Source organism: Leptolyngbya sp. AN10 (assembly GCF_050565645.1).
Taxonomy (GTDB): domain Bacteria; phylum Cyanobacteriota; class Cyanobacteriia; order Leptolyngbyales; family Leptolyngbyaceae; genus Leptolyngbya.
In genome coordinates this window covers 57,385-77,026 of sequence record NZ_JBNXVP010000018.1, presented here as the reverse complement: position 1 = coordinate 77,026, position 19,642 = coordinate 57,385, and the positions used below count along the sequence as shown (strand labels likewise).

Genomic DNA, 19,642 nt, shown 5'->3' with positions numbered 1-19,642 from the left:
AAATGAGTTTCCTTGCTAGGTTGGTTTTTGCCAGCGATCGAGAATATCTTTGAACAACACTTCTTCTAGCCATGTTTTAACTACGACAGCTAAAGGAAGTGCCATCAATAGTCCTAAAGCTCCGAAAAAGGTCGTGAAGAAAATTTGCGCGACCAATGTTAGAGCAGGCAATAACTTGACCTGATGTGCCATCACGGTTGGTGTTAACCAGTAACTCTCAATGTTCTGAATCACGATATATAGAATCAATACCGCCAAAGCTTTCCAAGGGGCATCTACAAATGCGATCGTGATTGGAAAAACTGCGCTCAAAGTGGGTCCAATATTCGGAATAAAATTCAGCAATCCTGCTAAAACAGCATGAGCTAGAGCTAATGGAACTTGCAAAATCCAAAGTCCGATTCCACTCAGCGCACCAATGAAAACCATCTCAATTAAGGCTCCTTGGGTCCAGCTTTCGATCCCGATCGCACAACGAGTCAGCACCTCATCAATCCGCGATCGATAAAATGCAGGAAAGAACCGAATAAAGCTTTGCCGATATGCCTGTGGATTGATCAGTACCATTAACGTTAATATCAACACTAACAGAACTTCAAGTAGCGCATTAATCGAAGTGGTAAACAGTGCAATTCCTTGTGCTAGTAGATTTCTTCCTAAAGGTTGGAGTTGCGTGAGTAAACCATTGAAGTCAGGGATATTTGGAAGATAAGGATCAATAATCTGATTTTCTAACCAGTTGATTCCTTGCTGAATTTCAGAAAGTCCGATCGGAAAGGTGGTAATTAGCTCAGAGAATTGCTGTAAAAATGGTGGCACAATCAGCCAGCCGACCCCGCCTGCAATCAGGGCTAAACCAGTGATTACGATGAGTACCGCTCCGCCACGCTTCAGTCTCCAGCGCAACAATTGACGAACCAGCCCGTTTAAAGCTGTCGCTAAAACGATCGCTGTGAACGCTAATAACAAGAGATGGCGAATTTGCCAAACAATGTATAGCGAAACTACGATCGCAATGATTCCAAGCCACTGCCCAATCTTCATGATAGAAAGTAGTCCAGTTTACTTATCATAGTTGGGCACCGATCAGTCTTTTTTCAGTAGAACATACAAAGCAAAAAAATAAATCTCCCAAAGGTAGATTTGCAGCGTAGATTTGACATAGAAAAACGTTGCATGGTGTCTATTTAAAGCTCGTTTACAAATTTGTCATTCGCTGTCATTTTCTTGTCACATTTGCCAATCAGCTTAGTGATAAGCACCGATTTAGTTGAGCAAAACAAAAGTAGTGTTTCGTTTTCTAGATCTAGATGGGCTGCGTAGCCTGGGACACCGTGATGCACAGCGTCCAGAGGAGCGCTTTGTTAGCAATACCATGCAAATGATGAATGCACTCCCCTTACCCCGGCAATCTCGTCGCTCTCGTAGAAGAGTTCGCACTTTGCCCAATGGGTTCTAGTTGCGTTCTGAAGGATTAGCGATCGTTCGTTTTATGCAATTTATGCTGAGGCAACGATAGTACTTCACGATCGCAACTGCCGTACAGGTGAAATCAGATCGTTTAGATAAGGGAGCTACTCAATCTCAGACAGTTAATGAATTTAGTTGAGGTGTTATGAACAAGACTGTTGCAGTGTTTGCTTCCCTGATTGGTTTTTCGTTTTTGTTGGTTGCTTGTGGACCGAATGAAACTGGTGGAACAGGGACTGGTGGAACAACAGAGTCACCAGCCGCCACCCCAGCTAGTCCAACCCCAGCACCCGATTCTAGCCCAGCCGTTAGCCCAACTCCTTCGCCCACAACCAGTCCAACAACATCCCCATAATCAGCCATCCACCAAGCTAGAAATTCCGCTTGGTGGTATAGTCCTTTCTAGAGTTTTTCATTGCAAATCCGGGCGATGATGAGAATGTGACACTCTTCAGTCATTCAGATGTTCTAATTCATCTCAGTACTCGCCAGAAAATATGCTACCTGGCTCATACGCCATATACTTTAATAGCTTGGCTAGGTAAAGTGCCCATTCACGCCGCATAGAAATGTACAAGTCAGCACCTGCTTCTGGGTCATTCACGACAATGATGCCTTCTGTCTTCAACCGTTCTAGCGCCTGATAGTAGTGTTCTCGCCATAGAGGCTCATCCATTTCTTGGGGCAGAACTCGCACTTTTGGTAGAAGCGTTTGACAGAGTTCTTTCACCAAATGATTTCCACTGAACCAAAGTTCTGCTGTGCTAGAAGAATCGATAATCGATCGATACTGCTCGTAATCTAAAGTGCTTTTAATTAAAGTTGCAACATCCAGCGTGAGATAGGCAATACGAGATAGAGCATAGTACTTCTGACGGTAGCGAAAGAAAAATAATACAGGATACGAATTGTTAGACTCCAATATTTGCATCACATTTCGAGCAATCTCTGAAATATTCTGATTTAAGTTGTTCGTATTGTTGGCTGCTGCTAAACGGGCTAAAAGCTCGACCGAGTTTGCAGTGTCAGCGGTGCGATGATGTAAACTCAAGGCAAAGGCATTACGGCTCGTCAGGTTACTATAAATTGCTAACATATACGAGATGGTTAAGGTGACGGCTGAGAATCCTAACATGCTCTTCAACACCATGAGTAAGCGATAAGAGGCGGTTTGGGGTGCTAAATCTCCAATCCCTAAAGTGGAGAGCGAAAAGCCAGCATAGTAGAGCGCAGTAATGAAATCTGTGGGCGTTTCCCCTTGTTCAGATTGAATCCCAGTTCCGAGTCCAACCCAAACGATGAGGGCAAATCCTAGCAGCAACAGAAGTATCCAAGTCCCGATAATTGCGATGATAATCGTGGGCGCTCCGTAAGAAAGAAAGCGATCGCGCTTTCGCTTTGATAATCCTTGGGCAGCAACGCGAAAGAGTTTCCAGATTCCTTGTGCGATGAGTATGCTTAGCAAGCTACTTTCAGCACGAGGATACAACACAGTTAAGTAAACGTCTACCAGAGCGATTAAGACAAGTAGGGAGCCAATGATCTGTAAGAGAACTTGCATATTATTCTGCGTTCATGCCATTTCTCTATCATGCTGCTTTTTGATTTTCATGCACTCCACACTAGGGATAGGCATATCTCTCTGTTTGCCGTAGTTGTTCTAACGGTGGACAATGCGAGCGGCAATGTGATTGAAGAAATGTTCTGTATGAGTATCTTCGCCGCCCCAAGCAGGGATCTTATCCCCGATTCTTGTAAAAAAGTCGTACACAATAAACTGAGCAACTTTCTTGCGATTGCCACGGGCGGAATAAATAATCTGGAAGGGATAGGCAAGGCTCCCGACTGTTGGCAGTAGTCCTACGAAAAATGCAATCCAGGGGACTTCATGCCCTCGTGTGATCGCTTGTAACATTCTCCAGATCGTGTATGTAGTTCGGTAGATTGGTCCTCCTGCCACGAGCCAAGCCACGACAAATAGTTCATCAATCCAACCCAGTGCGTAAAAGATCGGCGCAAGAGCTATCTCAATTACGGTAAAAAATAGCTTGATTCCAAGATGAACCCCAAAATCTGTCATATAGTCGCTGCTCTTGTCACGCCGTAGCTCAGCTAGGAGAGATTCTGCTTCATGAGTATTCAAGTGTTTCCGCTCTCGCCATTGACGAATTCTGCTGCGGCTGTAGTCCGTCGCAAGACGTAATCGAAATCGCTGAGAGACAAGAAACGACCAAAAGTTTTGAACAAACTGTCGATAGGGTAAATTGATGAGTTTTTGGAACAGTAGTAAAGGCAACCCGATCAAGAATTTGCGAACAAACTTTTCTAAAAATCTTGATAGCTCTCGGCTGTACCATTGAAAAGGATGATTAGAATACCATCTCGCTTGTTGTTCGGTAATCATTCCTTTTTTCAGTTGAAATTGAATGCTTCGATCGACTCGCCGCATCAATTTCCATTGATCTTGGTGATATCTTAACTGTTCAACCATGTCTAAGATATCTACATATTTCTGCTGACCCCAATGCTGTTCTAATTCGTTTTTGTGGTGAATCAGATAATGATTCAACTTAGAACAATTGACATCATCAAACATAGCGCGACCGTATTCGATCGCTTTGGGAATATAAAATGAAAATAGCTTCAATAAATTGATAGGAAACAATGCAGGCACTCCTGATTCCATATCAATCCAAGCAAAAATAAGATCGCTGGAAGACTCATCAACTAAAAGGAAATTGTTGAGTGCGGTGGGCGTTCCTTTGCCTGCTTGCCAAATCAAACCATCAAATCCCGATCGCAGTAGTTTTGCTTGTAATGGAATCATGATTCCGTGGGCGAGCGCTCGAAGTTCGGGATTGCGATCGCGGCTACAAGGCTGCCGGAGTGCGACGTGTCGCCCTTTAACAAAGACGGTATCCATTTGATAGGCTTTGAATTCCGGATTCCAATCAATTGCGATCGCATCTGAAACCTGTAAGCGATCGCCAAACCAAAATTGCACTAAAGCGCCCAATATTCTACGACGATAAAAGGCACAGTAAATTGCATCCTGATTCCAAACGTAAGGATTTGGAGAACCAAAGAAAATGTAGTGAATAAGTGTTGCAATTTTGTCAGAATAAAAAATCTTTCTAGCTAATCGATCGTTCTGTCTTTCAATTAAAAAGACTCTACCTGATCGCCCTGCACCTAACAGTTTAGGTGAGGAGAATTCTGATGTGGAGTTTGTCATTTAGCGAATTAACTAAACTAAGAACTAATTAGAATCTTAAAATCGCGATGCTAAATTATTTATCTCTCTGTGGTTACAATCCATCTGCAAATCTGCTTTGTTCAATTTCAAAATCAACAATCAATTATATTGAAGTCAGGATTTCTTAATAGAAAGCGTGAATACACTGCAATTCATTTGTTTAGCATTCCGTCACTTTTCTGTCACATTTGAAATTCATCGTTTAGGAACTAAAAGTGATTCTCTAGGAGGGTGTTTGAAAAGTATAGAAAGACTCTTCGCTGCGATTGTGTTCCGCCCGTGATTAGAAATCACGGTCTATCGGAGAAAGTCCACTGAAGGGGACTGAAAGCCAATCTTCATCTACTCCTCAGTCTGTTTCAACAGACTTTGTTCCGATAGCCCCGAACTCCATTCGAGGGGCGATTCAGGCGATGAACGATTACTTTTCAAACATCCTCTAAGCAATTGTGCAAGAGAATTCTGTATCTCGATCGACAATGTTAGGTGAGCGAACGATGCGAACAAAATCAAAGCAAACAAAGTCTAAAACAAGCGGTCGGCGCTGGCTGTGGTGGCTAGGTGGCGGTACTCTCACTGTTCTAGCAGTTGGTCTTGGATGGTTGTATCTGCGGGGAACATTTCGCGCAGAACCTCAGTATCAAATCAGCAATGCACCGAATTTAGATGATCCCCGATTTCCGCTCTTAGTCGTTGGATTGTCTAATGCTTTAACGGCTCGTGGTCAACTCACTAACTTTTGGGAAGGAGCAGATGCGATTTATGCTGCTCGATTGGATGCGATTCGCCGCGCTCAACGAACAATTCGATTTGAAACATACTATATGACTCCCGGACGGAGAGCGGACGAATTTGCAAATGCACTGATTGAGCGACGAAATGCAGGCGTGATTGTTCAATTGCTTTTAGATGATTTCGGAACTAGCTCACTGCCTGATGAATACTGGAATCGATTGAAAGCGGCTGGCGTAGAGGTGCGATTTTTTCGACAGTTTGACTGGAGAGCGCCACTTGATTATAACTCTCGAACGCATCGCAAATTGTTGCTGATTGATAGCCGGGAAGTGTTGATTGGGGGAGCAGGAGTTTCAGACGAATGGGATGGCAATTCGGCTCCGTGGCTAGAGTTTGAAGTTCGCTATATTGGAGAAGTCGCTAGTATTTTGGAAGGAAATTTTGTGCAGAATTGGGCGCACGATGGCGGGGCTGTTGATCTGAAGCAAACGATTAGTGCTGAAGAAATCGCTCAACTTCAAGCGATCGATGATGCCACCCTCTATGTTACAAATGACACTTCAAAGTTAAGTGAGTCAACAATTCGATTGCTATTTCAAACGAGCTTTCTTGCGGCTCGACAGCGAATCTGGATCGGAAGCCCTTACTTTGTGCCAGATGAAGCAACTCGTCGATCGCTGATTCAGGCAAAACAGCGCGGAGTCGATGTGAAAGTTCTTACTATGGGAGAGAACAATGATAAACCGATCGTTCGATTCGCATCGCGGGAGTTGTATGGTGAACTGTTAGAAGCAGGAGTTCAGATTTGCGAATACCAACCCAGCATGATGCACGCGAAGTTCGCTTTGATCGACGATCGTTGGGTGAGTACTGGGAGCGCAAACTTTGATCCCCGTAGCTATCACCACAACGATGAGCTTAATATTTCGACGAGCAATGCTCGATTAATTGATTCGGTCGATCGCTTCTCTACAAATGCACTCTCAAACAGTGAGTGTCTTAATTATCAAACATGGCGCGATCGCCCTTTAAATGAAAAAGTGATGGGTCAAATTGGAATAATCGCAAAACCCCTTTTGTAGTTTCCACTTTATATTGATTTGAGATTTAAATAGGAGTACGACTATGACTCAGATAAATCTTGTCACCGCTCAAACTAGCCAACCTTTGCCAGAGCCTCCAAATCCCTCACCCTCTACTAGTACGTCCCCTGACATCAGCGGACTGTCTGCGATGGGATTCGTTGCAGTTGTCTATGTAGCAGCAGTTTGGGCAGCAATCAGAGAAATGATGAAGGATTGGAAAGATCTGCCTAAATCTAAACCTCTAGTAGAGAACAACATCCCTTGTCGCAAGTGCCAATTTTTTAGTAATAACCATTATCTCAAATGTGCTGTTAATCCATCGATCGCGATGACAAAAGACGCGATCGACTGTACGGATTACCGTCCTTCTGAAAAAGCCTTGACGACAATTGAACGCCTCTGGATCTCAAGGGGATTCCGACCATGACTCAATTCCCAAACATTTCTTCTAGACAAGCGTTGCGCGAACAGGTGCGATCGCAGCTTCAACCCCTGTTGGAGCAAAAGAAATTTCAGGCTGCAAAAGAGTTATTAATCCCGATTCAACCGATTGATATTGCAACTGCGATCGAGGAACTACCCGCCGTGAATTAGGCGTTTCCCTCCGAAATCCCCCCGATTCTACTCCGATTTCCTAACTCGACCTTGATAGAGTGACTGAGCAGTAGAACTGAGGAGCGATCGCACCTTGAATCATAAGCGAATCAGAATGACAGAGATTTACTACTTGGATCACATTGTCAAAGCTGTTCCTCATGCTAGAGGGTGGCAAGTTCATGTCATTGATCCAAATCTTGAACCGATTCAGGTTCATAGTTCTTCCGCAATCTATAGAACGGTTGATGAAGCGATCGCTTCTGGACAGGAGTTTGTGCGGCAGCAGGGCACTTTGATTGCTCTGTGGGACGTTCTTTATAACTGGCAAGAGACTAGCAAAATCAGCGTAGAGGAACTAGACGCACTCTCAGCTTCGCTTTTCTACCTTTGCTGCTTTCGAGACTCATACTCGCCTAGCGATCATTGGCATTGATCTCAAACTCATTCAGCTAAGTATAAGAGCAATGCTCAAGTCTTCATTCACCTGATTTAATGCAACTTACAAACCGAATTCACTTCGATAACCTGAAGGGTGATCTCTTTGGTGGGATCACTGCTGCGATCGTGTCTCTTCCTTTGGCACTAGCATTTGGGGTCGCGTCTGGTGCAGGTGCGATCGCGGGACTCTATGGCGCTGTCTGTATTGGCTTTTTTGCTGCGCTCTTTGGCGGGACACCGACCTTGATTTCTGAACCCACGGGACCGATGACCGTTGTGATGACAGCGATCGTTGCTAGTTTGGTCGCGAGCAATCCGAATCAGGGCTTGGCAATGGCGTTTACGGTTGTCATGCTGGCAGGTATCTTCCAGATTCTCTTCGGCATTTTCAAACTCGGTAGATACATCACCTTGATGCCCTACAGCGTCATTTCTGGCTTTATGTCTGGAATTGGCGTTATTTTGGTCATTCTTCAGATTCCGCCGTTTCTTGGGCAGCCTACCCCTAAAGGCGGTGTCTTGAAGATTGTCGAGAGTTTGCCACAGCTTGTTTCTAACATCAATCCCGTTGAGGCAACACTGGGCATTCTGACGCTGGCAATCATCTTCTTGATGCCGAAGAAACTTAAACGTCTCGTGCCGGCGCAACTGGTCGCCTTGATTGTGGGAACGATTGTTTCGCTCACTCTCTTTCAAGATGTGGACATTCGCCGAATTGGGGAGATCCCGATGGGATTACCCACATTGCAACTTCCAACGTTCACCCCACAGCAAACCACGGTCATGCTGGTAGATGCTGTGATGCTTGGCATACTAGGTTGTATTGATACATTGTTGACGGCTGTGATTGCAGATAGTTTGACGCGGACAGAACATCGATCGGATAAAGAGTTGATTGGTCAAGGGATTGCGAATGTAGTCTCTGGCTTGTGTGGCGGATTGCCTGGGGCTGGCGCAACAATGGGAACGGTTGTGAACATTCAAGCTGGAGCAACTTCGGCGCTGTCGGGATTAACTCGTGCAATCCTTTTACTCATTGTTGTTTTAGGGGCGGCGCGATTAACTCAACCGATCCCGATGGCAGTATTAGCTGGGATTGCGCTGAAAGTTGGGATTGATATTCTCGATTGGAGTTTCCTGAAACGCGCTCACAAAGTTTCGCTGCGGGGGTCAGTCATCATGTATGGTGTGCTGCTTCTCACTGTGTTCGTTGATTTAATTGTTGCTGTAGGTGTGGGAGTATTCGTTGCGAACATTCTGACGATCGAGCGTCTCAGTAATCTTCAATCGCAGGAAGTTAAAACGATTACGGATACCGATGATGAAGTGTTACTGAATCCAGAGCAGAAGTATCTCTTGGATAAAGCGGAAGGGCGAGTTTTGCTCTTCTATCTCAGCGGTCCGATGATCTTTGGGGTCTCTAAAGCGATCTCGCGTGAACATAATGCAATGAAGGAGATTGATGCGCTCGTTCTAGATTTGAGTGATGTACCCCTGCTGGGTGTGACAGCTTCACTCGCGATCGAGAATGCAATTCGGGATGCTCACGATAAGGGAATTCAAATCTTTATTGTGGGTGCGACGGAAAAGATAAAACATCGACTGGATCGATTGGGAATTACGGATCTCGTTTCAGAGAAACATTTCGTTAGCAATCGTACAGAAGCTCTTGAACACGCCGTTGAGCAACTTCGCTTAGTCTAGACTTTCCTGTATTCTGAAGCGATGGGGGTTTGTCTAGCTCTCTGCTCTAGGCTCGGAACTGTTTGTTTCTCATCATCCCAACCTGAATAACTATGAGATCTGTCTGGGAAAAGCTAGTGCAGAATCTGTCCTTCTTTTTTGCAGATTCGACTTATGTTGGCTACATTCGACGCTTTGAAAAGATTGTTTCAAAAATCCTCTCGGCTGCTTTGCTGATAGTTATCTCAGTTGCGGTGGTTGATCTGATTCAGATCTTAATTCGTGATTTGCTACAAGAACCATTCGGCTTTTTTAATCGAGCATTATTCGATATTTTCGGGCTATTTCTCAATATTCTAATCGCACTCGAACTGCTAGAAAATATCACAGTCTATTTAGAAGAGAATACGGTTCGATTAGAGTTAGTGGTTGCAACGTCTTTGATTGCGATCGCACGAAAAATCATCATCTTTGATTTCAGTAAATTGAACAATGCTGACTTGATTGCTCTTGGGATCGCGATCTTTGCACTCTCGATCAGTTATTGGTTAATCAAACGGCTCAACGCGAAACTCACTCGATAAGAGGTTATCGTCTTGGTTCTAATTGTTCTGGATGAGTTTGGGGAATTTGAACAGTAAACGTTGAGCCGATTTCAAGTTGGCTTTCTACAAAGATTTGTCCTTGGTGGAGATCTAGACATTTTTTGACGATCGCGAGTCCTAATCCCGTTCCCAGAATTGTTCTCGCATTGCTACCTCGGCTGAAGGGATCATAGAGTTTTTGCTGATCCTCGATCGACATTCCAATCCCTTCGTCTTTGATCTCAAAAGTAACCGCTTCTGGCTTTCCGCTAAACGTGAAATAGATTGTGCTTTCGGGTGGCGAGTACTTGATCGCATTCGAGAGTAAGTTACTCAGAATCGAGTACAGCAGCTTTTCATCGACCCAAGCATGAGTGATGTTGCCTTGTTGAGCGAATTTAATCGATCGAGGTGATTCACTAAACAGTTGCGAATCCTCGATCAGATTGAGACAAAACGATTGAATCTCGACCCAACTCGGATGGAACTCCAGTCGCCCCGCATCTGCTCGCGCTAACATCAACATATCTCCCAGCACTTGAGTCATGGATTTCGCCGATGTCTGAATGCGATTCAGATTTTTCAGCTTCATCGGATCAAGCATCGGTTTGAGACTTTCTGCTAGAAGCTGTGCTGATCCCACAATCAAACTCAGCGGTGTCCGAAACTCATGTGACACCATTGAAAAAAACTGGAGCTTCATTTCGCTGAGTTCTTTTTGTTGGGCTAACTTCTGCTGTAGTGTTTCTGCTTGATGACGTTTAATCATTTGTTGATAGAGCAATGCGTAAACGCCGAGCAATACAATAAAGGTTAAAACGGTTCCTAACACTTCGATTAGCATTCTCACTTGCAGATTGGATTGAGATTGCTGCATTTGAGTCTGCAACAATTCTTCCTCGGTTGTCCGCAACTGATTGATCACTTGGCGAATCGCATCTTGACTTTCTTTGAACTGGACAGATAAAGTTTGAGGCGGTTGGTTAGCTTTTTGATTCAAGGACTTCTGAAGCAGTGTAATTCGTTGATTAATCAGTGTTTTTAGTGTGTTAACGTGCTGTTGCTGTTCAGGAGTGCTGGAGAGCGCATCTTGCAACTGACTGACTTCATCATTCAGAGTTTGAATTGCAGTTTCATAGCGCTTCAAATCTGCGGGAGACTGAAGCAAAACATAGCGCCATCGTTCTGATTCAGCTTCGGTCAACGTCGCAGAAATATCTGTGAGAGACTGTAAGATTGCATTCGTTTCTCGTACCTGTTGCGAGCTTTCCATTAACTGTGTCGCGTTTTGATACGATACAAAGCTAACGGCTCCCATTAGCAGAAACGCTAATCCCAGTCCTGCTCGAATCCATTGTCCTTCTAATGACTTATTCATAAACGCTCAAAGCAAATCTGCGATCGTATCTATGTAAAAAAATCGTAACAACGGCATAATCAAATTAAACTTCAGTGTTTCATCGATCGGCTTCACTATGCGAATTTTAATTGTAGAAGATGACATTCAAATCGCAGATATGTTGACGGAAGCGCTTACAAATCGTCAGTATACGGTCGATGTGGCGCAGGATGGCGAAGCGGCTTGGCATTGGGTTGAGATGACAGAATTTGATCTCGTACTGTTAGATATCACATTGCCCAAGATGGACGGGATTCGATTTTGTCAGCAGTTGCGCGATCGTAATACCTCCATTCCGGTATTAATGTTAACAGCGCGAGATACGATCGCAGATAAGGTCATTGGACTGGATGCGGGTGCGGATGCTTACATGGTGAAGCCGTTTGACCTGGAAGAGTTGATGGCACAAATTCGAGCATTGCTCAGACGCGGCGGTACAACAGTTCGCCCAAAACTCAGTTGGGGAAGCTTAAGCCTTGATCCAACCACTTATGAAGTGAGGTATGACGAACAACGGCTCAATTTGACTCGAAAAGAACATGCACTGCTAGAACTATTGCTGGCGAACGGTCGGAAAGTTCTGAGCAGACCCGGAATAATTGATCGGCTTTGGTCGATCGATGAATCTCCCACTGAAGAAGCCGTGAAAACGCACATCCGAACCCTGAGACAAAAACTACGAAACGCTGGCGCACCGGGCGATCTAATCGAAACAGTACATGGTTTAGGCTATCGCATGAAGCAGCTTGATGAATCCCCCCGAAATCCCTCCGATCTGCCCCCAGTTTTCTAATCATTCTGTGATACTAATTAGATCAATTAAACACTGACTAGAAAACGCTCCGAGCAATGCGTCTGCCCGTTTCACGGTTTCTGATTCCTTAAATTTCTCACCCTGTCCCGGCTCTTGAGTGTCCTCCGAAGGGTCGGGAATTCTTTCTGTTTATTGATTGCCGACAATGATCAAAATTCTTGTGTTAGAAGACAATATTCTGAGTCAGGATTTGCTGTGCAGTGTCTTAATTCCACAAGGCTATGAAGTCGATTGTGCAGCAGACGGATATTCAGGATTGACTAAAATTAAAGAACACCAACCGGATTTGGTTATTTCAGACATCGATATGCCTGGACTCAACGGGCTGGAGGTCTTACGACAACTCAGGCTAGATAGTGCAACGGCATCATTGCCTGTCATTATCTGTACGAGTGCAGACGAGGAGAGCTATCGCTGGATTGTTCGCAAGCTCAACGCAGTTTACATCACAAAACCGTTCTATCCAGCAGAAATGCTGAAAGCGATCGCTCAACAGCTTGCACAAAGTTCTAAAGTTTAGACATCAATTTTTTGCTCCATTTAGAAGATGTGTAGCTGAATTCCCTCCTGCTAGAAGACCACTACATTGCACTATGTTGCAGGACTAGAACTATGACTTCGACAGCAATTTCCCAGTCCTCATCTCGCCCTCATTATGAGCTAACGGCTTCAGAAGTCGTTGGACAGTTTGACAGTGACGTGAAAGTAGGATTGTCTCTTGAACAAGTGCGCCGTAATCAAGATCGGTACGGGTTGAATGAACTCACCGTTAAACCTGGAAAGCCTGCTTGGTTGAGATTTGTACTTCAGTTTAATCAAGCCTTGCTCTATATTCTCATTGTGGCGGGAGCAATTAAAGCATTTCTCGGATCGTGGACGAATGCGGCTGTGATCTGGGGTGTAACCATCATTAACGCGATTATTGGGTTTGTGCAGGAATCGAAAGCAGAAGGCGCGATCGCAGCTCTTGCGAAAGCAGTCACCACTGAAGCGACGGTGATTCGGAACGGACAATAACAGCGAATTCAGTCTCAGGAGATTGTTCCAGGCGATCTAGTTCTCTTAACTTCTGGTGATAAAGTTCCAGCAGATTTGCGCTTATTAACGGTGCGAAACTTACAAATCGATGAATCCGCTTTAACCGGAGAATCAGTTCCAGTCGAGAAGCTCACTGCACCGTTACAGCCACAAACTCCTTTAGCTGAACGGCTCAATATGGCTTATGCAGGTAGCTTTGTCACCTTTGGACAAGGCAGCGGAATTGTGGTCGCGACTGCGAATGATACCGAAGTTGGGCAAATTTCTCGATCGCTGGATCAGCAAACCGATCTGAGTACGCCTTTGACTCGTAAGTTTGCTAAATTTAGCCATACGTTGCTCTACATCATTTTAGCTTTAGCAGCATTAACTTTAGCGGTGGGAGTCGGTCAGGGGCAATCTTTAGCAGGAATGTTTGAAGCAGCAGTCGCATTAGCTGTGAGTGCAATTCCTGAAGGATTGCCTGCGGTTGTGACAGTGACCTTAGCGATCGGGGTGAATCGCATGGCACGACGACACGCGATCGTGCGAAAACTGCCTGCGGTTGAAACTTTAGGAAGTGCGACGGTGATTTGCTCAGATAAAACCGGAACGCTGACTGAAAACCAAATGACTGTGCAAGCTATCTATGCAGGCGGTGAACGCTATCAAGTGAGCGGAACCGGATACAGTCCCAAGGGTGAGATCACGAACGCGGTTGGAGAAGTTGTTCAGAATATTCCTGCTTTGCAAGACTGTTTGATTGCTGGACTCGCGTGTAATGATTCGCATTTAGAGGAAGATCACGGTCGATGGCTAGTAATCGGTGATCCAACAGAAGGAGCTTTGATCGCTGCTGCAAACAAAGCAGATGTGCGTCCTGCATTGATTACTCAGTCATTTCCTCGAATTGATTCGATTCCGTTTGAGTCGCAGTATCAATACATGGCAACTTTGCACGATGCACCTGAAAACATACACATTATCTATGTGAAAGGTTCCGTAGAAGCGATTCTTCCCCGCTGTCAGCAAGACTTTGAAGGACAGAAGATCGATCAAGGCGCGATCGCTCAAGAAGTCGAAACAATGGCGAAAAAAGGTTTGCGCGTGTTGGCATTTGCGAAGAAATCAGTCTCAAAGTCTCAGCAATCGATCGATCATGCTGATATCGAGCAAGGATTAGTCTTTCTGGGATTGCAAGGCATGATTGATCCGCCCAGAGCAGAAGCGATCGAGGCAGTGCGTTCTTGTCAATCGGCTGGAATTCAGGTGAAGATGATCACAGGCGATCATGTCACAACCGCAAGCGCGATCGCGAAACGAATCGGACTCCGTAATGCTGATCGAAATGCCTGCAATGGACAACAACTCGCCCAGATGAATGATACTGAACTATCTCAAATGGTTGAAGATAGTTCAGTATTTGCTCGTGTTGCTCCGGCTCAGAAATTGCGCTTGGTCGAAGCATTACAGCGAAAAGGTGAAGTCGTTGCGATGACCGGAGATGGTGTGAATGATGCGCCAGCTTTGAGAAAAGCAGATATTGGGATTGCAATGGGCGGAACTGGAACCGATGTTGCACGCGAAGCCGCAGATATGTTGCTAACGGATGATAACTTTGCCTCGATCGAAGCGGCAGTCGAAGAAGGTCGAACCGTTTATCAGAATTTGAGAAAAGCGATCGCGTTTATTCTCCCAGTCAATGGCGGCGAATCGATGACGATCTTAATTAGTGCTTTGTTGGCGCGAGAGTTACCGATTCTATCGCTACAAGTGTTATGGCTCAATATGGTGAACTCGATCGCGATGACGGTTCCATTAGCCTTTGATCCAAAGTCTGAGGGGGTAATGCAGCGCTCTCCTCGCAATCCTCGCGAACCTCTACTGTCTCGAACATTAGTCTACAGAATCTTAGCGATCTCTGTGTTTAACTGGATTCTCATCTTTGGAATGTTTGAGTGGGTGCGTCAGAGTACGGGTAATGTACCGTTAGCGCGAACAATGGCAATTCAAGCTTTAGTTGCAGGTAGAATTGTTTATCTATTGAGCATTAGTCAATTGGGAACTGCGATCGTTAATACACTGCGCGGTAGACGAACGACTACCTTTGAGGAGACTCGCGCAATTATTTTTGGAGTTGCAAGCGCGATTGTTTTACAGGTGATCTTTAGTCAGTGGAGCTTGATGAATACTTTGTTTGGAACTGCTCCGCTGAATCTGGATCAATGGTTGATCTGCTTATTGCCAGCCTTGCCGATGATTCCTGTTGCGCTCTTGGTCAATCGAATTGACCGATTTGATTGATTCTAGCGGCGTTTGATGAATAGCCCTACCAAACCGATGAGAATTGCGATTCGCGATTAAAGGCAGAACATTAAATTGAATGCCTGATCCCTCTGGCATATTGTTCTATAGCAGTAGAAGTTTAGATTAGGACATCCTTAGAGTCGCCCCCAAACCCCCAATTCTGGAGGCTTAAGAGGGTGTTTGAGAAGTAATCTTTTATCGCGTTCACCCGCCCGGAAATGAATCTCCGGGCTAATCGTGGGAAGCCCACTAAACTGGGCTAAGAACTCCGAATTACGCTCCCAGACCGCTGTTGATTCCGTCTTTGACGTAAGGCGACGAATTTTGTACCCCAAAGGCTCGATCGTAATTCGTTTCATTCTCAGTAAAAAGCAATGTTCCAGAGGGTTGACAGTACAGCCAACGATTTCCTAATGTTGGATGCGATGCTTCCATAACACTGACCGATTGATTGTTCTCGCATTGTTTTAACTGCGGCTTTTGGCTCTCTTGCCCCCACGACCAAGTGTTACGAAACCAGAGAGTAGGCAATAGATGTAACGTTTTTTGCTCTGAACCGCGATTGATCGCTGTGATCTGAACTAAGATATCTTCATCGGTTGCCTTTGCATACTCGACATAGATATCAAAATAGCGATCGCCATCAAACACTCCGGTATCTGCTAGTTCAAACTCTGGCTCATGGTATCCACGCCGTTGATTCTCCTGTACGAGTTGCTCGTAAGGGAATGCGGAGTGCGGATACTTGTAGAGGTACTTCATGTAAGCATGGCTTGGCGTATTGTCTAAGTAGAAATAGTACTCATTGACATCTTCGCCATGATTCCCTTCGGGTCCCGTTAAGCCGAATAAGCGCTCTTTAAGAATTGGATCAGTCTCATTCCAAAGCGCGATCGCAAAACACAATCGCTGATGGTTATCCGAAATTCCGGCAATACCATCCTCGCCCCAGCGATAAGCTCGCGATCGCGCTTGTTCATGAGGAAAATGATCCCAAACCGAACCATCCGCGCTATGGTCTTCGCGCACGGTTCCCCATTGTCGATCGCTCAGATACAGTCCCCATCTGCGCCAGTATGCTTTACGAGTCCTATTACCGATCGCGAATTACGCCTGCGGGTAGGATGGCATCTTCGAGATCGGCTCCCTGGAAGTTTGCACCTTGAACTGAAGCACCTTGAAGATTCGCGTCTTCGAGATCGGCTCGCTGTAAGCTTGCATTCTGAAGGTTACTTTGTTGTAGGTTTGCTTTTTCTAAATCTGCATCAATCAAATTCGCGTTTTGCAGGTTCGCGCCTTGTAAATTGGCTTCTGCTAAATCTGCTCGATATAAGTTCGCGCCCTGAAGATTTGCATTCTGCAAATTTGCTTTATCTAAATCTGCTCCTTGCAAATTTGCCCCTCGTAAATCACAACCCGGACATTGTTTCGTTGTTAATAAGCGTTGCACGTTTGGTGAGTTTGTTTGTCCTGGAGCTTGAGAAACTACAGGCGGAGTCGTTTGGCTTGACGGCTGCGCTTCCTGAATCGTCGATGGTTCGGCTTGTAGAGGTTGAGAGATCGTGCGAGATTGTGAATTGGGAGTACAACTTGCAGCGAGGGTAAGAAAAGCGGTTGCAGTTGTCCAAAAAATTAGAGTTGGTAAAGGTTTCATTGTCTTCCAGCTAAATGGTTGCCTATTACTGCTCTCAACTCGTTCGAGCATTTTCTGAGAGCTAATTGAGGTAGTCTAAGAGGCGTTGCACTGAGGCTCCGTCAGAATTGAAAACAATATTCGTTCCATCTGAGCGGGTAATCGAATAAGCATTAAAAACTCTAGATTGTGGGTTTGGAGTTCCAGTGACGGTCACAGGCTCATTGGGTCGAAGATTGATAGCCTGCGTCTTGCTGACGATCAGTTGTCCGACATTAGAATTTAGAGTGAACTGACTGCCATTCACTTGAGCAACCCGCCCATGCACCTTAGTCAAACGAGCATCATTCAGGTTTTGAACGCCTAGCGGTTGAATGCTTGGCGATCGAGTTTGGGCGATCGCTGGCTGCGTTGCAATCGGAAGCGTAATCACAGCCGCCATAAACAATAGAACATACTTCATCGTAAATCCTCGATTTTCTTGATCGTGATCATCGTCTAACTGTTCCAGCAAGATGACTAAAAGTTATATCCAACCCCAAGCAGTACACCTACATCCGTTCTGCCGCTAAAGGCAGCATTCACACCCGCTGTTGCTGTAAGTTCTGGCGTTAATGGGACATCAACCCCGCCTGTAACCATTGGGCGCACACGACTACGACTATCAGAGCCAACGGTAACGGCTGCACCCGCACCAATATAAGGTGCTGCACTCACCCGTCCACCCCCATCTACTGCCGAAACTGGAAAATCGACGGTTAACGGAATGAGAAACGTGGTGTTATTCCCGATGACCACACCAGGACGAGCAGAAAGATTATTAGTTAACCCCACCTTGCTAAAGGCGCTAAAGTTGCCTCGCCCTAAAGCAGAATTACCTCCAATACCAATGTTGCCGCCGATGCCAACATAGCTAGAACCTGCGCGAGTTGCACGTCCTGGAGAAATCCCTTGAGCGATCGTAGAAGATTGGGTTGGGCTAGTTGTGGATTCAGCTTGCAAGTCAACCGCCGTTCCCGAAGGGGTAGCAGTTTGCGCTTGTGCGGGTAAGCTGCTCAGTCCAACGATAGCTGCTGTAAAACCTAGAAGTGAAAAAGCTTGCTTGTAAAATTTTGTGCTCATGATTGAATCTTCTTGGGTAGTCGAAATAAGTGATCAGAATGAAGAGAAACCCAAATTAAAGTCTTAGTAGGCTTTGATCTGAGTTGTAGCTCATTAGAATTCAGCTTCAGTATTCTTAGCATCAACCGCAAATGTGACTCGAAAGTGACAAAACAATCTGGTAGAGCAATATACTTCTACGGAATGAGACGAGCATCGAGTTTAACGGGGTAGAGTCATCCGAAAGATAGAACCTTTTCCTACAACGCTTTGGACGGTTAAAGTTCCCCGATGGGCGGTAAGAATTTGTTGAGCGATCGCAAGTCCTAATCCAGTTCCTCCAGATTCTTTAGAGCGGGATTGGTTCGCTCGATAGAAGCGATCGAAAATGTGAGGTAAATCAGCCTCTGAAATCCCAATTCCGGTGTCTTCCACTTGGATCACTGCTTGCCGAAATTGAGTAAATAGCTGCACATCCACTTGTCCACCCGCAGGCGTATATTTACACGCATTCGTGACTAAATTGGCGATCGCTTGCTGCAAGAGGTCTCGATCGGCACGAACGATAACGGCTTGCTCAGGCGTGTTTAGCGTTAAAGTGACGGATTGAGCAGCCGTCTGAATGGTTTGTTGATTGATCACTTCACATAAAACATCAACTAAGTCGAGCGGCTGCAATTCTTCAAGGGCAAGCTGTCCGGAGCGACGTGCTAGAAAAAGCAAACTGCTAATTAATTCGGTCATTGATTTCGCAATTTTGGCAACCTTTTCCAGTCGTTGATGTTTGCGCTCTCCTGCATCCATTGGTGCAAGTAGCCCGGTTTGAGCGTTACTTAAAATTGCGGCTAGAGGACTGCGTAACTCGTGAGAAGCATCGGCTGTAAATCGCTGTAAGTGATCATAAGCAGATTGAATCGGTTGCATCGCTAACCCTCCTAATGTCCATCCTGCGATCGCAATCACAACCAAGGCAACCAAGATACAGATCAAAGAGATCAGCAAGTCTTCCTGAAGCTCGCGTTCTACCAAGGTCAGTGGAACTGCAATTTGAAGATAGCCGATCAGTTGCTCTCGATACTGAACAGGTAGTGTGACCTGACGAACTAACACAGGTTGACTCTCTAGAATTCCTGCTGCGATTGTCAGCGTTTGAAACTCTGGAACTTCTCCTAAAGGTTCAATCGCCGCTATGCCAAAAAACTGCTGCAATTCTCCACGAACATCGTACCAACGAACATAGACCGCATCGCTATTAGGCGGAAATGGCAAATTGCCAAGATAAGGCACATTGTTTAAATCAACTTGTTCTCGTCGATTCTGGCGTTTGTACTGCACGGTTGCTGCAACGACTTGCGCTTCTTTGTACAGCAGTTGGTCTAAATTTCGTAGCCGCTCGATCGCTGTCAGATAGTAACGGAAACCTGCAAATGCAACTAGAATACTTCCCATCGAAAGCGTAAACCAGCCAGCAAGATTACGACGACTGCGGGTAAACATAGTGGTGCAAATCCTACTCTTTTGGA

20 protein-coding genes are annotated in these 19,642 nt (G+C 45.4%); 11 read left to right on the top strand and 9 right to left on the bottom strand.

The annotated features are described in order from the left end of the window. Positions 1-15 precede the first annotated feature (15 nt). On the bottom strand, positions 16-1,044 hold the full coding sequence (locus tag ACQ4M5_RS23930; protein WP_430678197.1) for an AI-2E family transporter: 1,029 nt from the start codon (positions 1,042-1,044) through the stop codon (positions 16-18). A 571-nt stretch (positions 1,045-1,615) separates the two neighbouring features. Between ACQ4M5_RS23930 and ACQ4M5_RS23925 the strand changes: the two genes are divergently transcribed. Further along, positions 1,616-1,825 carry a hypothetical protein gene (locus tag ACQ4M5_RS23925; RefSeq protein ID WP_430678196.1) on the top strand — a complete coding sequence of 70 codons (210 nt, stop codon included), beginning with the start codon at positions 1,616-1,618 and terminating at the stop codon, positions 1,823-1,825. 123 nt (positions 1,826-1,948) lie between these two features. Here ACQ4M5_RS23925 and ACQ4M5_RS23920 read toward each other — a convergent pair whose 3' ends face one another. After that, the gene (locus tag ACQ4M5_RS23920) at positions 1,949-3,031 is read right to left on the bottom strand and encodes a potassium channel family protein (protein ID WP_430678195.1); all 1,083 of its coding nucleotides are present in this window, start codon (positions 3,029-3,031) and stop codon (positions 1,949-1,951) included. A gap of 99 nt (positions 3,032-3,130) precedes the next feature. Next, entirely contained in the window at positions 3,131-4,705 is a 1,575-nt protein-coding gene (locus ACQ4M5_RS23915; protein ID WP_430678194.1) for a hypothetical protein, read from the bottom strand. Positions 4,706-5,223: 518 nt separating this feature from the next. Here ACQ4M5_RS23915 and ACQ4M5_RS23910 point away from each other — a divergent pair. The 6 genes from ACQ4M5_RS23910 (at position 5,224) to ACQ4M5_RS23885 (ending at position 9,848) form a co-directional block, all read left to right on the top strand. Then, complete coding sequence (locus tag ACQ4M5_RS23910) at positions 5,224-6,543, top strand: phospholipase D-like domain-containing protein (protein ID WP_430678193.1); 1,320 nt, start codon at positions 5,224-5,226, stop codon at positions 6,541-6,543. A gap of 43 nt (positions 6,544-6,586) precedes the next feature. Further along, positions 6,587-6,973: a hypothetical protein gene (locus ACQ4M5_RS23905; protein ID WP_430678192.1), complete on the top strand. Its 387-nt coding sequence runs from the start codon at positions 6,587-6,589 to the stop codon at positions 6,971-6,973. Further along, positions 6,970-7,140, top strand: coding sequence for a hypothetical protein (locus ACQ4M5_RS23900; protein ID WP_430678191.1), 171 nt, complete (start codon positions 6,970-6,972; stop codon positions 7,138-7,140). The genes ACQ4M5_RS23905 and ACQ4M5_RS23900 overlap by 4 nt, the downstream gene beginning before the upstream one ends. A gap of 115 nt (positions 7,141-7,255) precedes the next feature. Next, positions 7,256-7,576, top strand: coding sequence for a hypothetical protein (locus tag ACQ4M5_RS23895; RefSeq protein WP_430678190.1), 321 nt, complete (start codon positions 7,256-7,258; stop codon positions 7,574-7,576). A gap of 59 nt (positions 7,577-7,635) precedes the next feature. Next, on the top strand, positions 7,636-9,285 hold the full coding sequence (gene bicA, locus ACQ4M5_RS23890; protein WP_430678189.1) for a bicarbonate transporter BicA: 1,650 nt from the start codon (positions 7,636-7,638) through the stop codon (positions 9,283-9,285). 92 nt (positions 9,286-9,377) lie between these two features. Further along, positions 9,378-9,848, top strand: a complete 471-nt coding sequence (locus tag ACQ4M5_RS23885) for a phosphate-starvation-inducible PsiE family protein (protein WP_430678188.1) — start codon at positions 9,378-9,380, stop codon at positions 9,846-9,848. A gap of 4 nt (positions 9,849-9,852) precedes the next feature. On the opposite strand, the gene ACQ4M5_RS23880 is transcribed toward ACQ4M5_RS23885, so the two are convergent. Continuing rightward, the gene (locus tag ACQ4M5_RS23880) at positions 9,853-11,226 is read right to left on the bottom strand and encodes a sensor histidine kinase (RefSeq protein WP_430678187.1); all 1,374 of its coding nucleotides are present in this window, start codon (positions 11,224-11,226) and stop codon (positions 9,853-9,855) included. Positions 11,227-11,323: 97 nt separating this feature from the next. Between ACQ4M5_RS23880 and ACQ4M5_RS23875 the strand changes: the two genes are divergently transcribed. The 4 genes from ACQ4M5_RS23875 to ACQ4M5_RS23860 all read left to right on the top strand — a co-directional run bounded on the left by ACQ4M5_RS23875 (position 11,324) and on the right by ACQ4M5_RS23860 (position 15,382). After that, positions 11,324-12,040 (top strand): response regulator transcription factor, encoded by a 717-nt coding sequence (locus ACQ4M5_RS23875; protein ID WP_430678186.1) that lies wholly within the window; start codon positions 11,324-11,326, stop codon positions 12,038-12,040. A 166-nt stretch (positions 12,041-12,206) separates the two neighbouring features. Then, on the top strand, positions 12,207-12,581 hold the full coding sequence (locus tag ACQ4M5_RS23870; RefSeq protein ID WP_430678185.1) for a response regulator: 375 nt from the start codon (positions 12,207-12,209) through the stop codon (positions 12,579-12,581). Between the two features lie 92 nt (positions 12,582-12,673). Further along, positions 12,674-13,078 (top strand): cation-transporting P-type ATPase, encoded by a 405-nt coding sequence (locus ACQ4M5_RS23865; RefSeq protein WP_430678184.1) that lies wholly within the window; start codon positions 12,674-12,676, stop codon positions 13,076-13,078. A gap of 6 nt (positions 13,079-13,084) precedes the next feature. Next, a complete protein-coding gene (locus tag ACQ4M5_RS23860; protein ID WP_430678281.1) occupies positions 13,085-15,382 on the top strand; it encodes an HAD-IC family P-type ATPase in 2,298 nt (765 codons plus the stop codon). Between the two features lie 276 nt (positions 15,383-15,658). Here the strand turns inward: ACQ4M5_RS23860 and ACQ4M5_RS23855 are convergent, their stop codons facing one another. The 5 genes from ACQ4M5_RS23855 to ACQ4M5_RS23835 form a co-directional block, all read right to left on the bottom strand. Continuing rightward, positions 15,659-16,414 carry a hypothetical protein gene (locus tag ACQ4M5_RS23855; protein ID WP_430678182.1) on the bottom strand — a complete coding sequence of 252 codons (756 nt, stop codon included), beginning with the start codon at positions 16,412-16,414 and terminating at the stop codon, positions 15,659-15,661. Positions 16,415-16,478: 64 nt separating this feature from the next. Then, positions 16,479-17,039: a pentapeptide repeat-containing protein gene (locus tag ACQ4M5_RS23850; protein WP_430678181.1), complete on the bottom strand. Its 561-nt coding sequence runs from the start codon at positions 17,037-17,039 to the stop codon at positions 16,479-16,481. Positions 17,040-17,100: 61 nt separating this feature from the next. Then, positions 17,101-17,532, bottom strand: a complete 432-nt coding sequence (locus ACQ4M5_RS23845; protein ID WP_430678180.1) for a hypothetical protein — start codon at positions 17,530-17,532, stop codon at positions 17,101-17,103. Positions 17,533-17,537: 5 nt separating this feature from the next. Then, positions 17,538-18,140 carry a hypothetical protein gene (locus tag ACQ4M5_RS23840; protein ID WP_430678179.1) on the bottom strand — a complete coding sequence of 201 codons (603 nt, stop codon included), beginning with the start codon at positions 18,138-18,140 and terminating at the stop codon, positions 17,538-17,540. A gap of 201 nt (positions 18,141-18,341) precedes the next feature. After that, positions 18,342-19,616: a sensor histidine kinase gene (locus tag ACQ4M5_RS23835; protein ID WP_430678178.1), complete on the bottom strand. Its 1,275-nt coding sequence runs from the start codon at positions 19,614-19,616 to the stop codon at positions 18,342-18,344. Between the last annotated feature and the right edge of the window lie 26 nt (positions 19,617-19,642).

Bases quoted from the DNA above. Each gene is read 5' to 3' on its own strand.
- ACQ4M5_RS23900 (WP_430678191.1), top strand. From the start codon at position 6,970: ATGACTCAATTCCCAAACATTTCTTCTAGACAAGCGTTGCGCGAACAG.
- ACQ4M5_RS23850 (WP_430678181.1), bottom strand. From the start codon at position 17,039: ATGAAACCTTTACCAACTCTAATTTTTTGGACAACTGCAACCGCTTTT.
- ACQ4M5_RS23925 (WP_430678196.1), top strand. From the start codon at position 1,616: ATGAACAAGACTGTTGCAGTGTTTGCTTCCCTGATTGGTTTTTCGTTT.
- ACQ4M5_RS23930 (WP_430678197.1), bottom strand. From the start codon at position 1,044: ATGAAGATTGGGCAGTGGCTTGGAATCATTGCGATCGTAGTTTCGCTA.
- ACQ4M5_RS23895 (WP_430678190.1), top strand. From the start codon at position 7,256: ATGACAGAGATTTACTACTTGGATCACATTGTCAAAGCTGTTCCTCAT.
- ACQ4M5_RS23915 (WP_430678194.1), bottom strand. From the start codon at position 4,705: ATGACAAACTCCACATCAGAATTCTCCTCACCTAAACTGTTAGGTGCA.
- ACQ4M5_RS23885 (WP_430678188.1), top strand. From the start codon at position 9,378: ATGAGATCTGTCTGGGAAAAGCTAGTGCAGAATCTGTCCTTCTTTTTT.
- ACQ4M5_RS23870 (WP_430678185.1), top strand. From the start codon at position 12,207: ATGATCAAAATTCTTGTGTTAGAAGACAATATTCTGAGTCAGGATTTG.
- ACQ4M5_RS23840 (WP_430678179.1), bottom strand. From the start codon at position 18,140: ATGAGCACAAAATTTTACAAGCAAGCTTTTTCACTTCTAGGTTTTACA.
- ACQ4M5_RS23905 (WP_430678192.1), top strand. From the start codon at position 6,587: ATGACTCAGATAAATCTTGTCACCGCTCAAACTAGCCAACCTTTGCCA.
- ACQ4M5_RS23880 (WP_430678187.1), bottom strand. From the start codon at position 11,226: ATGAATAAGTCATTAGAAGGACAATGGATTCGAGCAGGACTGGGATTA.
- bicA (WP_430678189.1), top strand. From the start codon at position 7,636: ATGCAACTTACAAACCGAATTCACTTCGATAACCTGAAGGGTGATCTC.
- ACQ4M5_RS23875 (WP_430678186.1), top strand. From the start codon at position 11,324: ATGCGAATTTTAATTGTAGAAGATGACATTCAAATCGCAGATATGTTG.
- ACQ4M5_RS23865 (WP_430678184.1), top strand. From the start codon at position 12,674: ATGACTTCGACAGCAATTTCCCAGTCCTCATCTCGCCCTCATTATGAG.
- ACQ4M5_RS23910 (WP_430678193.1), top strand. From the start codon at position 5,224: ATGCGAACAAAATCAAAGCAAACAAAGTCTAAAACAAGCGGTCGGCGC.
- ACQ4M5_RS23920 (WP_430678195.1), bottom strand. From the start codon at position 3,031: ATGCAAGTTCTCTTACAGATCATTGGCTCCCTACTTGTCTTAATCGCT.
- ACQ4M5_RS23835 (WP_430678178.1), bottom strand. From the start codon at position 19,616: ATGTTTACCCGCAGTCGTCGTAATCTTGCTGGCTGGTTTACGCTTTCG.